A 19071-nucleotide genomic window follows, 5' to 3' on the forward strand; every position below is an offset into this window, starting at 1 on the left:
CCTACAACCCCCGCAAAAAATCAAACAACTCCGGCACATCCGCATACCCCACATTGAAGCGGAAGCTGGTCTTGTGCGGCGCCGACAGATGGAAGAAATCCCCCGGTGCCAGCCAGATACCCTTCTGCCGCGCCCGGTCCGCGATCTCGCGTGCTGACAATTCACAGCCCTCGATGGTGGCCCAGCTGAACATGCCGCCGCGCGCCGTCGTGAAGGGCGTCAGGCCGACTTCGCTCAACTTGGCGTTGAGCGTCGACTGGGCATTGAGGAGCGTCGCATTGAGCGTCTGCACATGACGCCGGTGATGGCCTTCGGTGAGCACGTTGTGCACCAGGCGCTCGTTGATCTCCGAATTGGTCAGCGTCAACACCATCTTGGTATGCACGATCTGCCGCGCCAGTTCGCGCTGGCAGGCGATGTAGCCGACCCGCAGCGACGGCGCGATGGTCTTTGAATAACTGCCCACGTAGATCACCCGTTGCAGGCCATCGAGCGCAGCCAGCATGGGATCGGTGGCCTGTCCCAGTTCGCGGAAGATGTCGTCCTCCACCACCCAGAAACCATAGCGCTCGGCCGCCTGCAATACGCGCATGGCGCAGGCCGGCGTGTAGGACGTCCCCGTCGGGTTCTGCAGCACGCTGGTCGTGAAGAACATCCTGGGATGATGCGTGCGCGCCAGCGTGTCCAGCATGTCGGTGTCCACGCCACCGGGCGTACGCGGTACGCCGATCACGTTCAGGCCGGCCAGGCGCAGCATCGCAATCAGGTTGCAGTAACCGGGATCATCGATGAGCACCGTATCGCCCGGCTGGGTCATGGTGCGGATGATCAGGTCCAGCGCCTGCGTGGCGCCATGCGTGGTCAGCACCTGCTCGATGCCCAGTTCCAGCGCCCAATGAGCGAGGAACTGCGCGATGAGCTGACGCAGCGGCGCATATCCGTAAGGGTGGCCATAGCCGACCTGCTGGGCACCGGGCGAACGGATGATGCGGCGCTCGGCCTGGTGCAGGCCCTCATCGTTGAGCCACTTGCCGGGCAGCCAGCCGCAACCGGCCTTGATGGGCACGCGCTCGTCGGCAAACATTTCCGAGAGCAGCCAGGCCGAGTCAATCACCGGCTCGGGCGGCACGAAGACGGCACGCGCCCCGGATTGCCCGGCCCGCGCGGCGACAAAGAAACCGGCACCGCGCCGGGCCTGCAGCATGCCGCGCGCCACCAGCTGCTCGTAGGCTTCCACCACGGTGGAGGAGCCGATGTCATGATGCTGCGCGAACTGGCGCACCGAGGGCAGGCGCTCGCCGGAACGCAATTCGCCCGATTCGATCAGGCCGGCCAGACCAGCCGTCACCTGCTCCACCAGGCGCTCAGCCGTCTTGCGTCTCAAATCCAGTTGCAACGGTGCGCTGGCGGGCTTGGCCATGGCATCCTTTCTGACAGTGTGTGGCGGCTGGCGGGAGACTGCATTGCTCCCGCAGGCCAAAGTGTAGGCGAAAATGCAGAACTGTATTGGTCCAGGTGGCGTGGCTCCCGATACGCCAAGATCAGGCCGTATCCCCTTTGAATACGGGGACGACGACAGGCTGACCATGCCCAGGCAGGCAGCGCTCTCCCGCCAGATGGAGCAATACAGTTTCCCCTGAAGACCAATACAGTTTCCAGCGAAAATCAAAAGTGTAGCTAACAATGCGGGCGCTGTCTGGCAATAATCAGGCACTGTCTTTCATTTCCCCGAATTCTCCCTTTTTCACGGTGCCTGCCATGTCCAGCCAAGACCAAACGCATCCCTCCAGCCTGTCGGCCTACTGGATGCCCTTCACTGCCAACCGCAACTTCAAGTCCGCGCCACGCATGCTGGTGTCGGCTGAAGGCATGCACTACCGCGACGACGCCGGCAACGCCATCCTGGACGGTACCGCCGGCCTGTGGTGCGTACCACTGGGCCACGCCCATCCCAAGATCGTATCGGCCGTGCAGAAGTCCGTGGCTACGCTGGACTATGCGCCCTCCTTCCAGCTCGGCCACCCGAGCGCCTTCGAACTGGCCGAGCGCCTCAAGGCCTACACCGGCAACCGCTTCGCCAACGTGTTCTACACCGGTTCCGGCTCGGAAGCAGTGGATACGGCGCTCAAGATCGCCCTGGCCTATCACCGCGCCAAGGGCAACGCCACCCGCACCCGCCTGATCGGCCGCGAACGCGGCTATCACGGTGTGGGCTTCGGCGGCATGTCGGTGGGCGGCATCGGCGGCAATCGCAAGACCTTCAGCACCGCGCTGCTGCCGGGCGTGGACCACCTGCCGCATACCCACAACCTGGAAAAGAATGCCTTCACCAAGGGCGAGCCGGAGTACGGCGCGCACCTGGCCGATGAGCTCGAACGCCTGGTCACCCTGCACGACGCCTCCAACATCGCCGCCGTGATCGTGGAACCGGTGGCCGGCTCCACGGGCGTGCTGATCCCGCCCAAGGGCTACTTGAAGCGCCTGCGCGAAATCTGCACCAAGCACGGCATCCTGTTGATCTTCGATGAAGTCATCACCGGCTTCGGCCGCCTGGGGACGCCCTTTGCGTCCGACTACTTCGATGTGGAACCGGATATCTTCACCACCGCCAAGGGCCTCACCAATGGCGTGGTGCCGATGGGCGCGGTGTTCGTCAAGAAAGAGATCCACGATGCCTTCATGAACGGTCCGGATGGCATCGAACTGTTCCACGGCTATACCTATTCGGGTCACCCGCTGGCCTGCGCAGCCGGCCTGGCTTCGCTGGAGGTGTTCCAGACCGAAGGCGTGCTGGAGAATGCGCAAGCGGTGTCGGATTATTTCCAGGAGGCGGCGCACTCCCTGCGCGGCCTGCCGCACGTGATCGATGTGCGCACCATTGGCCTCATCGCCGGCATCGAGCTGGCCTCCATCCAGGGCCGCGTCGGTGCCCGCGCCTATGACGCCTTCGTGCGTGCCTTCAATGACGGCATCCTGATCCGCGTCACCGGCGACATCATCGCCCTGTCGCCGCCGCTGATCATCAACAAGCAGCAGATCGACGAACTGTTCGGCAAGCTGGCGGCCATCCTCAAGACCCTGGCCTGATCCCCCTTCACGAAAAAAATAGGCAAGAAAGAGTCATGGAAAAGATTGCACACTACATCGGCGGCGCGCGCGTCGATACCACCAGCGGGCGCTATGCCGATGTCTTCAACCCGGCCCAGGGTGTGCCGGTGGCGCAGGTCGCGCTGGGTACGGCCGACGAGGTCGATGCGGCAGTGAAGGCCGGTGTGGCCGCCTTTCCGGCCTGGTCCAACACCCCGCCGCTGACGCGCGCGCGGGTCCTGTTCCGCTTCCTGCACCTGATCCAGCAGCGCGCCGACGACTTCGCCCGCATCATCGTGCGCGAGCACGGCAAGACCTTCTCGGATGCCCAGGGCGAAGTGGCGCGCGGCATCGAGATCGTCGAGTTTGCCGCCGGTATCCCGCAGATGCTCAAGGGGGAATACACCGACCAGATCGCCCGCGGCATCGACGCCTGGTCGATGCGCCAGGCGCTGGGCGTGGTGGCCGGCATCACGCCGTTCAACTTCCCGGCGATGGTGCCGATGTGGATGTTCCCCATCGCCATTGCCTGCGGCAACTGCTTCGTGCTGAAACCTTCCGAACGCGATCCCTCGGCCGCGCTGCTGATCGCCGATCTGTTGAAGGAGGCCGGCCTGCCCGATGGCGTCTTCAACGTCATCCAGGGCGACAAGGTCACCGTCGATGCCCTGCTCGATCATCCGCAGGTCAAGGCCATCAGCTTCGTCGGCTCGACCCCGATTGCGGAATACATCTACGCCCGTGGCTCGGCCAAGGGCAAGCGCGTGCAGGCCCTGGGCGGCGCCAAGAACCACATGGTGGTGATGCCCGACGCCGACATGCAGCTGGCCGTGGACGCTTTGATGGGCGCAGCTTACGGCTCGGCCGGCGAGCGCTGCATGGCGATCTCGGTGGCAGTGGCCGTGGGCAGCGCCGGTGATGAACTGGTGGCCGCACTGGCCGAGCGCGCGCGCAAGCTGAAGATCAACGAAGGCATGGCGGCCGGTGCCGAGATGGGTCCGGTGGTGACTGCGGCGGCCAAGCAACGTATTGAAAGCCTCATCGGCCGTGGCGTGGAAGAAGGCGCAACGCTGGTGGTGGATGGCCGCGGTTATCAAGTGCCAGGATTCGAGAAGGGCTTCTTCGTCGGTGGCACGCTGCTCGATCACGTCACCCCGGAAATGACGGTCTACAAGGAAGAAATCTTTGGCCCGGTGCTGTGCGTACTGCGCTGCCCGGACATCGCCAGCGCGGTGGAGCTGATCAATGCGCACGAGTATGGCAACGGCGTGGCCGTCTATACCCGTGACGGCGGCGTGGCGCGCGAGTTCGTGCGCCAGATCGAAGTGGGCATGGTGGGAGTGAACGTGCCGCTGCCGGTGCCGATGGCCTTCAGCAGCTTCGGCGGCTGGAAGCGCAGTCTCTTCGGCGACCATCACATGTACGGACCGGAGGGGGTGCGCTTCTACACCCGGGCCAAGGCGGTGATGCAGCGCTGGCCCAATACCGCCAGTGCAGGTGCGGAATTCGCTTTCCCGCAGATGAAATAAACAGGATCAACGGCATGAAATTTTCATGCCGTTTTTCTTTGGCGGATGCGTATGATGAAGGTCCGGCGCCACCGATGGCCGTCGGCCTTGTTGGTGCAGAAAACGTCAGGCACGGTGCAGGAAGCATCAGCCATCCTCAGCCCGCAGGAAGTCACGTCCGGGCTTGCACCAAAGCAGGAAAACTTAGAAAACCAGACCGTCGTGGATGATCGGTGGAGACACACCGACAGCACGGGAGAACGGCAAACCACAACTGGAGACACGCTCTTAGGAGCGGCAGGAGGAGCCTCATGCCGGCTCACGCCACGCGGCGCAAAGACGCGCCGCAGCAGCGTTTCATTCGTCGTCACGTACTGTCTTGCGGCTCTGTCGCCAGACGGCGCGACCCTGTTGACCGACGCTTTTCCGCCCGTTCGCGGCGGAGGATTTCTCACGTCCATGCAAATCAAGCCTGCGCGATCTTCCTAAGTTTTTTGGGAGGAACGGGCATGGAACTTGCGTTGACGGGCAGTACTGCAGCATTGCGCAATTCCGTGGATGTCATCTGTCAATCGTTAGCCTTGAGGGAGAAACAAGCATGATCAGCCGTCGCAATTTCCTGAAACTGTCTGCACTGGCCGCACCCGGCGCACTGAGCTACCACGATGTCTTTGCCCAGGCCGAGAGCATTGCCTTCGGCTGTCCGGTGCCGATGTCCGGCCCCTTCGCTGCCAACGGCAAGTTCGCCGACATGGGCATGAAGCTGGCCCTGCAGAAATACGGCAAGGTACTGGGCAAGAGCACCAGCTACGTCAACCTCGACACCGAAGGCAAACCCGCCACCGCCGTACGCAAGATGCAGGAGACCATCGAGAAGGGCACGCGCTTCTTCGCCGGCGGCATCCTCTCCGGCGAGGCGCTGGCCATGGGCAAGGAAGCCGACAAGGCTGGCGCGGTCTTCATCACCACCGCCGGGGCCGACGAGATCACCGGCAGCGACTGCAACCACGCCACCTTCCGCTGGTCGGTGCCGACCTTCGGTGCGATTGAACAGACCGTGCGCCCGCTGCTGGAGAAGATGCCCAATGCCAAGCGCTGGTACACCATCACGCCGCAATACGTGTTCGGTGAAGGCTTGCTGTCGGCGGCCAAGAACATCTTCAAGGAAAAGGGCATCGAGCATGTGGGCAACAGCTACCACTCGCTGAGCGAGAAGGAATTCTCCGGCTATCTCACCAATGCCATTGCCGCCAAACCCGACGTGCTGCTGTTGCTCAACTTCGGCTCGCAGTCCTCCGATACCTTGCGCCAGGCCGTCAGCTTCGGCATGAAGAACAACTGCACCATCCTCATGGCCTGGGCGTCGGGACTGGAACAGTTCGAGACCCTGGGCGCGGATATCTGCGATGGCGTCTACTTCGGCGCGCAGTACTGGCATGCCATCGATTCGCCCTTCAACAAGGAATTCGTCAAGCTGGTCAACGACAAGCTCAAGATGGATCCCAACTACAGCCTGGCCGGTTCCTACATCTGTACCAAGATCATTCTGGACGCCATCATCAAGGCCAACAGTACCGATCCCAAGGCGGTGATCGCGGCCATGGAAGGCATGAAGTACGAAGGGCTGACCGGCACCGAGGAAATCCGCAAGGGCGATCACCAGGTCATCAAGAACTACTACCTGCTCAAGGGCAAGGCCAAGGCGAAGATGGCCAACAAGAATGACTATGCGGACATCGTTTCCTCCGGCCAGTCCTTCCTGGCGCTGGAGAAGACGCAGTGCAAGCTGTGATGTCCATGCCTTGAGCTTCAGGGCCTGTTCGCCTGCCTGGGCGAACAGGCCGCATTTGCTGCATCTTCGTCACGAGGTTCCATGAACATCTATCTGCTGCAGATCGCCAATGGCGTAGGCATCGGCATGCTCTACTTCCTGCTGGCGGTGGGCCTGTCGATCGTCTTCGGCCTGCTGCGCTTCGTCAATTTCTCGCATGGCGCCTTCTTCCTGCTGGGCGCCTATCTCTGCTATCAGGTCACCAGCCTGGGCCTCGATTTCTGGTGGACGCTGCTCATTGCACCGCTGCTCGTGGGTCTGTTCGCGTGGGTGGTGGAGCGCTTCGTGCTGCGCCATGTCTATGCGCTGCCGCATCACTTCCACATTCTCTTCACGGTCGGCATGGCGCTGGTGATCCAGGAAGCGGTGATCTCGGTATGGGGGCCGCTGGGCAACAACGTCTCGCCGCCCGATCTGCTGCAAGGGGTGGTGATGTGGGGCGGCTTCGTCTATCCCAAGTACCGGCTCTTCGTCATCGGCCTGACCGCCGTCATGGCGCTGCTGCTATGGTGGGTGCTGGAAGGCACGCGCCTGGGCTCGATCGTGCGCGCCGGTTCGGAATCGACCGAAATGGTCAGCCTGCTCGGCTTGAACATTCAACGCATCTTCAGCCTGGTCTTCGCCCTGGGCGCGGCCACGGCCGGTCTTGCCGGGGCGCTGGCCGCACCGATCCGCGGAGCCGATCCCTTCATGGGCGTGGAAGCGCTGGGCATCGCCTTCGTGGTGGTGGTCATCGGCGGGCTGGGCAGCTTCTGGGGGGCCCTCATCGGCGGCATCCTGGTCGGCATCGTGCAAAGCGTGATGAGCACGGTCTGGTCCGAGGGTGCGCACCTGATGATTTACGTGGCCATGGCGGCCGTGATGCTGCTGCGTCCGAATGGCCTGCTGGGCCGGCCCGGCGCGGCCTGACGCGGTTCATGCCACTTGACGTTTTCTGCACCGAGGCTTCCATGAAACAGATTGCGCATTTCCGTTACACCCTGCTGGCAGCCGCTGTGGCGCTGCTGCTGCCCATGCTGCTGCCCTCCGGCACGCTGGCCACCGAAGTGCTGGTGTTCGCGCTGGCCGCGCTGGGCTGCAACCTGCTGCTGGGTTATACCGGCCTGATGTCCTTCGGCCAGGGCATCTTCTTTGGCGTGGGCAGCTATACCGCTGGCGTGGTGCTGCTGCAGTTGAAGCTGGCGCTGCTGCCGGCCCTGGCGCTGGCCGCGCTCGGTGGCGCACTGGTGGCGCTGCTGGTGGGCTGGTTCTCGATCCGCCAGCGCGGCACCTACTTCGTCATGCTCACGCTGGCCTTTGCCCAGATGTTTTACTTCCTCGCCTATACGATGAAGGACGTCACGGGCGGAGACAACGGCCTGCTGGACATCCCGCGTCCGCCGCTGTCGCTGTTGGGGATGACGCTGCTGCCGACCACCTCGTCCTGGCAGTACTACACGGTGGTGGCCATCCTGTTCGTGCTGGTGTTCTGGCTGCTGCAGCGGGTGGTCGATTCGGTACTGGGCAAGACGCTGCTGGCGGTGCGCGAGAACGAGGCGCGTGCTTCCGCCCTGGGCTATGACGTACGCCTGCTCAAACTGGCCGCCTTCGTCATCTCCGGCGCCGTCACCGGTCTGGCCGGTGGCCTGCACGCCATGATGACGGGTGTGGCACCGCTGTCCAACATCGAGTACCACACCAGCGAAGCAATCCTGGTGATGACCGTCATCGGCGGCACCGGCAACCTGTTCGCCTCGGTGCTGGGGGCGAGCTTCTATGTGCTGGTGGGCAACTGGCTCTCCACGCTGTGGCCGCGCTGGCTGATGCTGCTGGGGCTGCTGCTGATCACGGTCAGCCTGTACATGCAGAAGGGCCTGTTCGGACTGGCCGTGAAGATCATCGATGCCGTGCGCGGTCACAAGAAAGAACCGGTGCAGGCCGCCAGCACGACTGCGACCAAGGAGAAGCATTCATGAGCCGCCCCATCCTGCAAGCGCTCAACGTGACCAAGCGCTACGGCAAGTTCACCGCCGTCAACGGCATCACGCTGGAGGTCGAGGCCGGTACCGTGCATTCGGTAATCGGTCCCAATGGCGCGGGCAAGACCACGCTGTTCCATACCCTGACCGGTACCACGCCCATCACCGAGGGCAGCATCCTGGTCGAGGGTGAGGAAGTGGCGCATCTGCCGGGCAATCGCCGGGTGCAGAAGGGACTGGCGCGCTCCTTCCAGGTGACCAGCCTGTTTCCCAACCTGAGCGTGCGCGAGAACCTGCGGCTGGCTGCGCAGGGCCGCGCGCCGCTGGCGGCCCTCAATCCCTGGAAACGTGCCGAACAATTCACTGCAGCCTGCACACTGGCCGATGAACTGGTGGCGCGCCTGTCCCTGCAGGGCGTTGCCGAGCGGGCCTGTGCAGAACTTTCACATGGCCAGCAACGCAGGCTGGAAGTGGGCATGGCCATGGCCGGACGGCCCAAGGTGATCTTCCTGGACGAGCCGACCTCGGGCATGGGCATCGACGACATTGCCGACATGAAGCAGCTCATCCACGGGCTGCGGAAGGATTACACGGTGGTGCTGATCGAACACAACATGGATATCGTCATGGATATCTCGGACCGCGTCACGGTGATGCAGCTGGGCCAGATCCTGGCGCAGGGCAAGCCGGCCGAGATCCGCAACGATGAACGCGTGCGCCGGGCCTATCTCGGCAGCATGATCACCGGAGGCAAAGCATGATCCTGCAAGTTGAAGACGTTCACGGCTACTATGGCAAGAGCCACATCCTGCAGGGCGTATCGCTGCAGGTCGATGCGGGCGAGGTGGTCACGCTGCTGGGACGCAATGGCGCGGGCAAGACCACGACCTTGAAGAGCATTGTCGGCGTGGTGCCACCGGCACAGGGTCGGGTGCTCTTCGAGGGGCAGGTCATCAGCGCACTGCCTTCCTACAAGATCGCTGCGCGCGGCGTATGCCTGGTGCCGGAGCATCGCGGCATCTTCAAGCTGCTGACCGTGGAGGAAAACCTGACCATGGCCGCCCGCAAGGAGTCGGCGTGGGGGCTCGAGGAGGTCTACACCATCTTCCCGCGCCTGAAGGAGCGCCGCAGGAATGGCGGCGGCCAGCTCTCGGGCGGTGAGCAGCAGATGCTGGCCATTGCGCGCGCGCTGATGACCCATCCGCGCGTGCTGATGCTGGATGAACCGGTGGAAGGACTGGCACCGGTGATCGTCGACGAGATCGTGGCGCAGATCAAGCAGATCAAGCGCACCGGGATGTCCATCATCCTGGTGGAGCAGAACCTGGAAGTCTGTACCCAACTGGCGGACCGGCATTACATCGTCGAGCAGGGACGCATCGTCTACAGCGGCAGCAATGCCGCGTTCCTGGCCGATGAGGGCGTCAAGGACCGTTGTCTGGGCGTGAATCTGGCGGCGTGAGGACCTCTGCCCGCCAACCCGAACAAGGAATCGATATGGACATGAAAACACAAACCTCCACCCTGCGCATTGACGGCACGCGCCTGTGGAATTCGCTGATGGAACTGGCCCGCATCGGCGGCACGGCCAAAGGTGGCGTCTGTCGCCTGGCCCTCACCGACCTGGACAAGCAGGGCCGGGATCTGGTCACCTCCTGGGCGCGCGCCGAAGGCATGAGCGTGGTGGTAGACCAGATCGGCAACATCTTCATGCGCCGCCCCGGTCGCAACAATGCACTGCCACCGGTGATGACGGGCTCGCACATCGACACGCAACCCACCGGCGGCAAGTTCGACGGCAATTACGGCGTGCTCTCCGGCATCGAGGTGATCCGTACGCTGAACCAGCACGATATCCAGACCGAGGCGCCCATCGAGGTGGCGGTGTGGACCAATGAAGAGGGCTCGCGCTTCGTACCGGTGATGATGGGTTCGGGGGTCTTCTGCGGCGCCTTCACGCTGGAACATGCCTATAACGCCACCGACATCGAGGGCAAGAAAGTGCGCGACGAACTGGAACGCATCGGCTACATCGGCGACCAGGTCTGCGGCGACCATCCCATCGGTGCGTATTACGAGGCCCACATCGAGCAGGGGCCGGTGCTGGAAAATGCCGATACCGTCATCGGCGTGGTACCGGCGGTGCTGGGGCTGTCGTGGTACGACTGCACGGTGACCGGTTTCGAATCCCATGCCGGACCGACGCCCATGGAAATTCGCAAGGACGCGCTGCAAGTGTCGACGTTCATCATGCAGGAAGTGGTGGCCATCGCTCACCGCTATGCCCCGTATGGCCGCGGCACGGTAGGCCAGGTGCAGGTGATGCCCAACAGCCGCAACGTGATTCCGGGGCAGGTGAAGTTTTCCATCGATCTGCGCAATGTCAGCGAAGAGTCGCTCACCCGCATGCACGAGGACCTGCTGGCCTATCTGGAGGCCATGCGCAAGAAGACCGGGCTTTCCATCGAACTGGAGCGGGTGTCCTACTTCCCGCCCTGCCCCTTCCATCCGGATTGCGTGGACAATGTACGCGCCGCCTCGGCGGCATTGGGCTACAAGACCATGGATGTGGTCTCCGGCGCGGGACATGACGCCATCTATGCCGCGCGCCTGGCGCCGGCAGGCATGATCTTCGTGCCCTGCAAGGACGGGGTCTCCCACAACGAGATCGAAGATGCCCGCCCCGAGCACCTGGAAGCCGGTTGCAACGTGCTGTTGCAGGCCATGCTGGCCAGTGCGGGCGTGGTCACGCAATGATCATTGTCTGATGTTGAATTGATGCAAAAAACTGAACATGAAGCCAAAAATCGTCATTGCACGCATGAATCACGAGACCAATACCTTCTCGCCGATTCCCACACCCCTTGAAGCCTTTGCCCCGCAATGGGACGACGCGGCCTGTCGCGACCAGAAGGGAGCGCGTACCGCCATGGGTGCTTTCCTCGAACTGGCCGAACGGATCGGTGCCGAGATCGTCACGCCCCTGGCGGCCTGGGCCAATCCCAGCGCGGCGGTAGCGGCCGACGCCTATACCGTGATGTGCGACGCCATCGTGCGCGCCATCGAGGGAGGATGTGACGCCATCCTGCTGGACCTGCACGGCGCCATGGTGGCCGAGAACGCCGAGGATGGCGAAGGCACGCTGCTTGAGCGCATCCGCCGCATCGCTCCCGACACGCCCATGGCGGTGGCATTGGACCTGCATGGCAATGTCACGCAGAAGATGGTCACGCATGCCGACGTCATCGTCAGCTTCAAGACCTATCCGCACATCGACATGTTCGAGACCGGCGAACATGCAGGGCGCCTGCTGCTGGCGCGGCTGCAGGGCAAGTCGCAACCGCAGATGGCCTGGCGCCAGGTGCCTGTGCTGTCGGCCACGCTGACCAGCAATACGTCGGCATCGGCCATGCAGCGCGCAGTCGAAGCGGCCAAGGCCGCCGAGCAGGAAGCGGGGGTACTGGCGGTCTCGGTGCTGGCGGGATTCCCCTTGTCGGATTTCCGCGATGCGGGCATGTCGGTGGTGGTGGTGACGGAAAATGATGTGACGCTCGCCGATGCGGTGGCCGAGCGCATTGCGCGCCAGATATGGGAAGAGCGCGCCGATTTCGTCTATGACAGCCTGCCGCTGGCCGAATCGCTGGCGCAGGCGCACCAGTTGAGCCAAGCTCCGGGGCAAGGACCGGTGCTGCTTCTGGATCACAGCGACAACGTCATGTCAGGGGGCACCTGCAATACCATGGATGTGCTGGAAGCGGCCTTGCAGGCGGGTCTGCGCGGGATTGCCGTGGGACCGGTGAGCGACCCCGAGGCGGTAGCGCAACTGGTGCAGGCCGGGGTGGGCGCAACGCTCACGCTGGCCGTCGGCAACAAGGTGGAGCTCGCCGCGCAGGGCATCAGCAAGACGCCCCCGGTTTATACCGGCAAGGTATTGGCCATCAGCGATGGCCGCTTTACCGTGACCGGGCCGATCTATACGGGGTCGACCTTGCAGATGGGACGCAGCGTGCTGTTCGATATCGGCGCGGCACGCATCGTCCTCACCGAGGAGCGGGTCGAACCCTATGACCTGGGCGTGTTCACCAGCCTGGGGCTGGATCCGGCGCAGCAGGATTTCCTGATCCTGAAGTCGCGCATGTATTGCCGACCGGTCTTCGTCCCCATCAGTCGTGCACTGGTGGAATGCGATTCGGACAGCGGCGGCCCGACCAGTGCCAATTTCCGGCTGTTCCCGATCAAGAAAGTCCGTCGACCGATCTATCCGCTGGATGCGGGCATGGACTGGTAAGCCGCGCAGGCCCTGACTTGCGGCACGGTGCTTGGCCGTAATACAACACCGTGACGTCGGGACTTTCCCGAGTTGTGCCGTACAGGCCGGGGCCTGTGGTAGCCTGCAAAAGCAAGAAGGATAGTCGGTTCATCATTGCAACCAGCGCCCGGCCCAAGATCACGACAAGAAACCAGCCGCCGGTCGCCTCACCCAAGGGGACACGGGATGAAAAACCTCAAGATCGGCGTACGCCTGGCCATCGGTTTCATTGCCTTGCTGATGTTGATGGCGGTGATGGTGGGCCTGGGGATCTGGCGCCTGGGCAACATCGGCGAAGCCACCGACGAGATGACCCAGATCGCCTTGAAGAAGGAACGCGATGCCGTGCAGTGGCATGCGGCCATCAAGGAAAACGGAGTGCGGACCTTTGCCGTCATGAAGAGTGACGACCATGCCTTCCGGCAATATTTCCAGAAACAGATCGACGCCCAGTCAGCCCAGATCAGCCAGTTGCAGAAGCGGGTGGAAGCGGCCATCGCCGATCCCGAGGAGAAACATCTGTTCGTGGAGGTCGGCAAATTGCGTGTCGCCTATCGCGACACACGCCAGAAGATCTTCGACATCAAGGCCGCCGGCGATGATGCCCGCGCCCGCGAGATGACCGATACGGTACTGGTGAAGATGATGGATGACTACGCCAACAGCGTGCTGCGCTACGCCGACTACCAGAAGAAAGTGATCGACCAGACTGCCAGCGCGATCAACGGTGACTATCGTTCCGGCCGCAGCATGCTGCTGATGCTGGGTGCCCTGGAGATGATGCTGGGCGCCATGCTGGCCTGGCTGCTCACGCGCAGCATCACGCGTCCGCTGAACCAGGCGGTGGCCATTGCCGAGACGGTGGCGGCGGGCGACCTGACTTCCCGCATCGACGCCGACCGCCGCGACGAGACCGGGCAATTGCTGGCCGCGCTGAAATCCATGAATGGCAACCTGCAGGACATCGTGGGCCGTGTGCGCTCCGGCACCGATACCATCAACACCGCCTCGCGCGAGATCGCCACGGGCAACCTCGACCTGTCGGCGCGCACCGAGCAGCAGGCCGGGTCGCTCGAAGAGACTGCCTCTGCCATGGAACAGCTCACCTCCACCGTCAAGCAAAATGCCGACAACGCGCGCCAGGCCAATGCACTGGCCGCGTCGGCCTCGCAGGTGGCCAGCCAGGGGGGTGCCGTGGTGGAGCAGGTGGTCTCGACCATGGGGGAAATCCACGCCTCGTCGCAGAAGATGGCCGACATCATTGGCGTGATCGACGGCATCGCCTTCCAGACCAACATCCTGGCCTTGAACGCCGCCGTGGAAGCGGCACGGGCGGGCGAACAGGGACGCGGCTTCGCCGTGGTGGCTTCCGAAGTGCGCTCGCTGGCGCAGCGCTCGGCCTCGGCGGCCAAGGAGATCAAGCAGCTCATCGATGATTCGGTGGAGAAGGTCGGCGATGGCAGCCGGCTGGTGGCCCAGGCCGGTGACACCATGCAGGAAGTGGTGCAGAGCGTTTCGCGCGTGACCGAGATCGTGCGCGAGATCTCGCTGGCCAGCCAGGAGCAGAGCGATGGCATCGAGCAGGTCAACCTGGCCATTACCCATATCGATGAAGCCACGCAACAGAATGCCGCGCTGGTGGAAGAAGCCGCAGCGGCGGCGCGCTCGATGCAGGATCAGGCAGCCTCGCTGACTGAGGCGGTCAGCGTGTTTCGTCTTGATGCCGGTGCGGCAGCAACGCCACCGGACGAAAGTCAGCGTGGCACGTTGCCTGTGACGGTGGTGCGATAGCGCCTCGCGCGGCAGCAGCGGGACGAACGCGGCATCGTGCCAGATGCCGCGACGCATCCCCCGCGCGCACGGAATCGGTAAGAAGAATTCATCTCCCCCGGCGCAATGCGCGCCGGGCCCGGCGCTACAATAGCCCGCATGAGCCAGCCTGATCCCGTTTCTTCACTTCCCGCCCCAAGCGCCCGCACAGCTGCCCGCGCGCTGCCGCCGCGCCCCGACCTCTTGCCGATGAGCCCTGAAGAAGCCGCCGCGCGCGAGGCTGCGCGTGACCGGCGCGATGCCCAGGTGCGGGGAGTGGCGTCGGTGCAGGAGATGCGCCAGGCCATTCGCCAGGCCAGTGCCGTGCTACCGGCGGTACATGAGATCCCGCGTCTGGGTCCGCAGAAGACGGCCGCCTTCCGCGCACGCGCACGGGCGGGCTTGCCCTTCATCATGACCGGCATGGCCAGCCGCTGGCCGCTGTCGGCGATGTCCGTGGAGACCTTGCGCGAACACTTCGGCCAGTTGCCGGTGCGGGCGCGCGTGGGGGATTACATCAACACCGCCTTTGCGCCGGACCGGGCCATGCAGGACATGACACTGGTCGCTTATCTGGAACGGGCAATGGCCGACGAGAGCGGGCTGCCGCCGTATCTGGGCAATCTGGAACTGCGGAATTTGAATCGCCTGTGCCACTGGCCCAACTTCTTCGAGAAGATGGGACCGCCGCGGTTCTGGATCGGTCCGGCAGGCTGTATCACGCCGCTGCATTGCGACTATGACGACAATGTCTTTGCCCAGCTGTGGGGCAAGAAGCGGGTCTGGCTGGCGCCGCCGCATCATGACCAGTATCTCTATCCGAAGCAGGCCAATGCCATCCTGTTCGGCTCGCCCTTCGATCCGGATCACCCGGACCTGGAACGCTTCCCGCTGGCGCGCCAGGCGGCACTGGTGTGCTGCGAGGTGCAGCCGGGAGAGATGCTGTATATCCCCGCGGGGTGGTATCACCAGGTGAGTTCGTTGACGTTCTCGCTGTCCAGCAATCGCTGGGCGCGGGGGCGGCCATTGGTTCTGTCTGCCTGAAGAAAAACCCCGCGTCCTTGGTCAGACGTGGGGTTCATTGCCCTACTGCGGTATTGCTGTACTGCTGTACGATGCGGAGGGTGTCGTCAGCCCGCCAGCTTCTTGCGCAGCAGTTCAGTCAATTGCGCCGGATTGGCCTTGCCGCGCGTGGCCTTCATGGCCTGGCCGATCAGGGCGTTGATGGCCTGCTCCTTGCCGGCGCGGAATTCGGCCACCGACTTTTCATTGGCCGCCAGCACCTGATCCACGATGGCTTCCAGCGCACCGCTGTCCGAGATCTGCTTCAGGCCCTTGGCCTCGATGATGTCATCGGCCAGGGTCTCCTTGTCGGACCTGGCTTCCCACATGCCGGCGAAGACTTCCTTGGCGATCTTGTTGGAGATGGTGCCGTCAGCAATGCGCTTCAACAGCAGCGCCAGTTGCGCAGCCTTCACGGGCGCATCGGCGATGTCGGTGTCTTCGCGATTCAAGGTGGAGGCCACGTCACCCATGAGCCAGTTGGCGGCAGGCTTGGCTTGTTCCTTGCCGGCCGCAGCCACCACGGCTTCGAAGTAGGAGGCCATGCCCTTGGATTGGGTCAGCACCATGGCATCGTATTCAGGCAGCGCATAGTCGGTCACGAAACGTGTACGCATGGCAGCGGGCAGCTCGGGCATGGTGGTCTTGACGCGATCGATCCACTCCTGCGAGATGGCCAGTGGCGGCAGGTCGGGGTCGGGGAAGTAGCGGTAATCCTGCGCGTCTTCCTTGCTGCGCATGGAACGGGTTTCCTTCTTGTCCGGATCGTAGAGGCGGGTTTCCTGCACCACGGTGCCGCCGTCTTCGATCAGCTCGATCTGGCGGCGCACTTCGTAGTTGATGGCCTCTTCCAGGAAGCGGAAGGAGTTCAGGTTCTTGATCTCGCAGCGGGTGCCGAACTTCTCCTGGCCGACCGGACGCACGGAGACGTTAGCGTCACAGCGGAAGGAACCTTCCTGCATGTTGCCGTCGCAGATGCCCAGCCATACCACCAGCGAATGCAGGGCCTTGGCATACCCCACGGCTTCGGCGGCGCTGCGCATCTCGGGTTCGGTGACGATTTCCAGCAAGGGCGTGCCGGCGCGGTTCAGGTCGATGCCGGTCATGCCCTGGTAGTCTTCATGCAGCGACTTGCCAGCGTCTTCTTCCAGATGCGCACGGGTCAGGTTGATGGTCTTGATCTCGGTCTTGCCATCCTTCTCTACGGCGAAGGACATGGTGCCGCCTTGCACGACCGGAATCTCGAACTGGCTGATCTGGTAGCCCTTGGGCAGATCGGGATAGAAGTAATTCTTGCGCGCGAAGATGGAACGCGGTGCGATGGTGGCACCGATGGCCAGACCAAACTGGATGGCGCGTTCCACCGCACCCTTGTTCAATACCGGCAGCACGCCCGGCAAGGCCAGGTCCACCGGGCTGGCCTGGGTATTGGGTTCGGCGCCGAAGCGGGTCGAGCTGCCGCTGAAGATCTTGGATTGGGTCGAAAGCTGCGTGTGCGTTTCGAGGCCGATGACGACTTCCCACTGCATGATGTTGTCCTTGCGAATGCTGTTGTTGGTGACGAGGGCCAGCGATCAGGCCGGTTCGCGCAGGTGCCAGTCGGTGGCCTGCTGGAACTGGTGCGCCACGTTCAAGAGGCGCGCTTCGTCGAAATAATTGCCGATGATCTGCAGGCCGACCGGACGCTTGCCGTTCTTCTCGCCCTGTCCGAATCCGCAAGGAATGGACATGCCGGGCAACCCGGCCAGGCTGGTGGAGAGCGTGAAGATGTCGGCCAGGTAGTTGGCCACCGGGTCATCGGTCTTGTCGCCCAGGTCCCAGGCCACGGTCGGCGAGACCGGTCCCATGATGACGTCGCACAGGCGGTCGGCCCCGGCCAGGGCGCGCTGGAAGTCCTCGGCGATCAGGCGGCGGATCTTCTGGGCCTGCAGGTAGTAGGCGTCGTAGTAGCCGTGCGAGAGCACGTAGGAACCGACCAGGATGCGGCGCTTGACCTCGTCGCCAAAGCCTTCGGCGCGCGACTTCTTGTACATGTCGGCCAGGTCCTTGTAGTCGGCGGCGCGGTGGCCGTAGCGCACGCCATCGAAGCGCGACAGGTTCGACGAGGCTTCGGCCGGGGCGATCACGTAATACACGGGGATGGACAGCTCGGTCTTGGGCAGCGAGATATCGACCAGGGTCGCACCCAGCTTCTCGAACTCGGCCAGGGCGCCGCGCACGGCGGCTTCCACGTCGGCGGCCAGGCCGGCGCCGAAGAATTCCTTGGGCACGCCGATGCGCAGGCCTTGCAGGCTCTGGTTCAGCGAGCGGGTGAAATCTTCCTTGGGACGCTGCAGGCTGGTGGAGTCGCGTTCATCGAAACCGGTCATGGCATTGAGCAAGAGGCCACAATCTTCGGCCGTCTTGGCAATCGGGCCGCCCTGGTCCAGCGAGGAGGCAAAGGCGATCATGCCGTAGCGCGACACGCTGCCATAGGTCGGCTTGATGCCGGTCACGCCGCACAACGAAGCCGGCTGGCGAATCGAGCCGCCAGTGTCGGTGGCGGTGGCCGCCGGCGCCAGGCGGGCGGCCACGGCGGCCGCCGAGCCGCCGGAGGAGCCGCCCGGGATGGCGGTCTTGTCCCAGGGGTTCCTGACCGCGCCATAGAAGGAATTCTCGTTGCTGGAGCCCATGGCGAACTCGTCACAGTTGAGCTTGCCCAGGGTCACCGTACCGGCTGCGTTGAACTGTTCCACCACGGCTGCATCGAAGGGGCTCACATAGTTCTGCAGCATGCGTGAGCCGGCCGTGGTGCGCCAGTCGCGGGTGACGAAAATGTCCTTATGGGCAATGGGCACACCGGTCAGAGCTCCGGCATCATTGCCTGCCAGGCGCACATCGGCGGCCTTGGCCTGGGCCAGGGTCAGATCGCGGTCCACGTGCAGGAAGGCGTTGAGGTCGCTGGCCGCGATGCGGTCCAGGAACAAGGTGGCCAGTTCGGTGGCGGAAATCTTGCGCGCTTGCAGTTGCGCGGACAGTTCTTTGAGGGTGAGCTTGTGCATGGAATTGGTTACGCTGCGGTCTTGCGGGCCGGCTGGGCCGGAAGCGGACGGTGGCTGGCGCCAGGCGCCGGGTTCATTCGATGACCTTGGGCACCAGGTACAGACCATCCTGGGTGGCCGGGGCCGGTTGCTGGTAGTCGTCGCGGCGATTGGATTCGGTCACGACATCTTCGCGCAGGCGCAGCGCCAGCGCCGGCTCAATGGCGGCGATCGGGTGCGACAGCGGTTCCACGCCGGAGGTGTCGATGGCCTTCATCTGTTCCACCAGGGCGAAGATGCCATTGAGCTTGTCCAGCGTGGCACCGGCCTGGGCGTCGGTCAGCTCCAGTCGGGACAGGTTGGCGATGCGTTTGACGTCGGAAAGGGCTAGAGACATGGTCGAAAGGACGCGCAGGGCGCGCCGCGTGATGTTGAAATTGGAAGACCCGTAGCCGCTGCGGCCGGTAGACGAATTCTGCAGCCTTGG

Annotated in this window: 15 protein-coding genes; 11 read left to right on the top strand and 4 right to left on the bottom strand. The window is 63.6% G+C overall.

The window, feature by feature from the left end; translation table 11 throughout:
- Position 1: 1 nt before the first annotated feature.
- Positions 2-1420, bottom strand: coding sequence for a PLP-dependent aminotransferase family protein (locus GWL_RS19415; protein ID WP_008333531.1), 1419 nt, complete (start codon positions 1418-1420; stop codon positions 2-4).
- Between the two features lie 338 nt (positions 1421-1758).
- Between GWL_RS19415 and GWL_RS19420 the strand changes: the two genes are divergently transcribed.
- The 11 genes from GWL_RS19420 (at position 1759) to GWL_RS19470 (ending at position 15546) form a co-directional block, all read left to right on the top strand.
- Positions 1759-3087: an aspartate aminotransferase family protein gene (locus GWL_RS19420; RefSeq protein ID WP_008333533.1), complete on the top strand. Its 1329-nt coding sequence runs from the start codon at positions 1759-1761 to the stop codon at positions 3085-3087.
- 35 nt (positions 3088-3122) lie between these two features.
- Positions 3123-4616 (top strand): CoA-acylating methylmalonate-semialdehyde dehydrogenase, encoded by a 1494-nt coding sequence (locus GWL_RS19425; protein ID WP_008333534.1) that lies wholly within the window; start codon positions 3123-3125, stop codon positions 4614-4616.
- Between the two features lie 577 nt (positions 4617-5193).
- Entirely contained in the window at positions 5194-6387 is a 1194-nt protein-coding gene (locus tag GWL_RS19430) for an ABC transporter substrate-binding protein (protein ID WP_008333535.1), read from the top strand.
- 81 nt (positions 6388-6468) lie between these two features.
- Positions 6469-7335, top strand: a complete 867-nt coding sequence (locus GWL_RS19435; protein WP_008333536.1) for a branched-chain amino acid ABC transporter permease — start codon at positions 6469-6471, stop codon at positions 7333-7335.
- A gap of 41 nt (positions 7336-7376) precedes the next feature.
- Positions 7377-8381: a branched-chain amino acid ABC transporter permease gene (locus GWL_RS19440; protein ID WP_008333537.1), complete on the top strand. Its 1005-nt coding sequence runs from the start codon at positions 7377-7379 to the stop codon at positions 8379-8381.
- Positions 8378-9145, top strand: coding sequence for an ABC transporter ATP-binding protein (locus GWL_RS19445; protein ID WP_008333539.1), 768 nt, complete (start codon positions 8378-8380; stop codon positions 9143-9145). Before GWL_RS19440 ends, GWL_RS19445 begins: the two co-directional genes overlap by 4 nt.
- Positions 9142-9846, top strand: coding sequence for an ABC transporter ATP-binding protein (locus tag GWL_RS19450; RefSeq protein WP_008333541.1), 705 nt, complete (start codon positions 9142-9144; stop codon positions 9844-9846). Before GWL_RS19445 ends, GWL_RS19450 begins: the two co-directional genes overlap by 4 nt.
- Before the next feature lie 35 nt (positions 9847-9881).
- Positions 9882-11141, top strand: coding sequence for a Zn-dependent hydrolase (locus tag GWL_RS19455; RefSeq protein ID WP_008333544.1), 1260 nt, complete (start codon positions 9882-9884; stop codon positions 11139-11141).
- Between the two features lie 37 nt (positions 11142-11178).
- Complete coding sequence (locus GWL_RS19460; protein WP_008333546.1) at positions 11179-12672, top strand: M81 family metallopeptidase; 1494 nt, start codon at positions 11179-11181, stop codon at positions 12670-12672.
- A 207-nt stretch (positions 12673-12879) separates the two neighbouring features.
- Positions 12880-14484: a methyl-accepting chemotaxis protein gene (locus GWL_RS19465; RefSeq protein WP_008333547.1), complete on the top strand. Its 1605-nt coding sequence runs from the start codon at positions 12880-12882 to the stop codon at positions 14482-14484.
- Positions 14485-14622: 138 nt separating this feature from the next.
- Positions 14623-15546, top strand: a complete 924-nt coding sequence (locus GWL_RS19470; protein ID WP_008333549.1) for a cupin-like domain-containing protein — start codon at positions 14623-14625, stop codon at positions 15544-15546.
- Between the two features lie 86 nt (positions 15547-15632).
- On the opposite strand, the gene gatB is transcribed toward GWL_RS19470, so the two are convergent.
- The 3 genes from gatB to gatC all read right to left on the bottom strand — a co-directional run bounded on the left by gatB (position 15633) and on the right by gatC (position 18981).
- Positions 15633-17093, bottom strand: a complete 1461-nt coding sequence (gene gatB / locus GWL_RS19475; RefSeq protein ID WP_008333550.1) for an Asp-tRNA(Asn)/Glu-tRNA(Gln) amidotransferase subunit GatB — start codon at positions 17091-17093, stop codon at positions 15633-15635.
- Positions 17094-17138: 45 nt separating this feature from the next.
- Positions 17139-18605 carry an Asp-tRNA(Asn)/Glu-tRNA(Gln) amidotransferase subunit GatA gene (gene gatA, locus GWL_RS19480; protein WP_008333552.1) on the bottom strand — a complete coding sequence of 489 codons (1467 nt, stop codon included), beginning with the start codon at positions 18603-18605 and terminating at the stop codon, positions 17139-17141.
- 73 nt (positions 18606-18678) lie between these two features.
- On the bottom strand, positions 18679-18981 hold the full coding sequence (gatC, locus tag GWL_RS19485) for an Asp-tRNA(Asn)/Glu-tRNA(Gln) amidotransferase subunit GatC (protein ID WP_008333559.1): 303 nt from the start codon (positions 18979-18981) through the stop codon (positions 18679-18681).
- Positions 18982-19071: the final 90 nt, after the last annotated feature.

It is taken from the genome of Herbaspirillum sp. GW103, assembly GCF_000261365.1.
Taxonomy (GTDB): Bacteria; Pseudomonadota; Gammaproteobacteria; order Burkholderiales; family Burkholderiaceae_D; genus Herbaspirillum.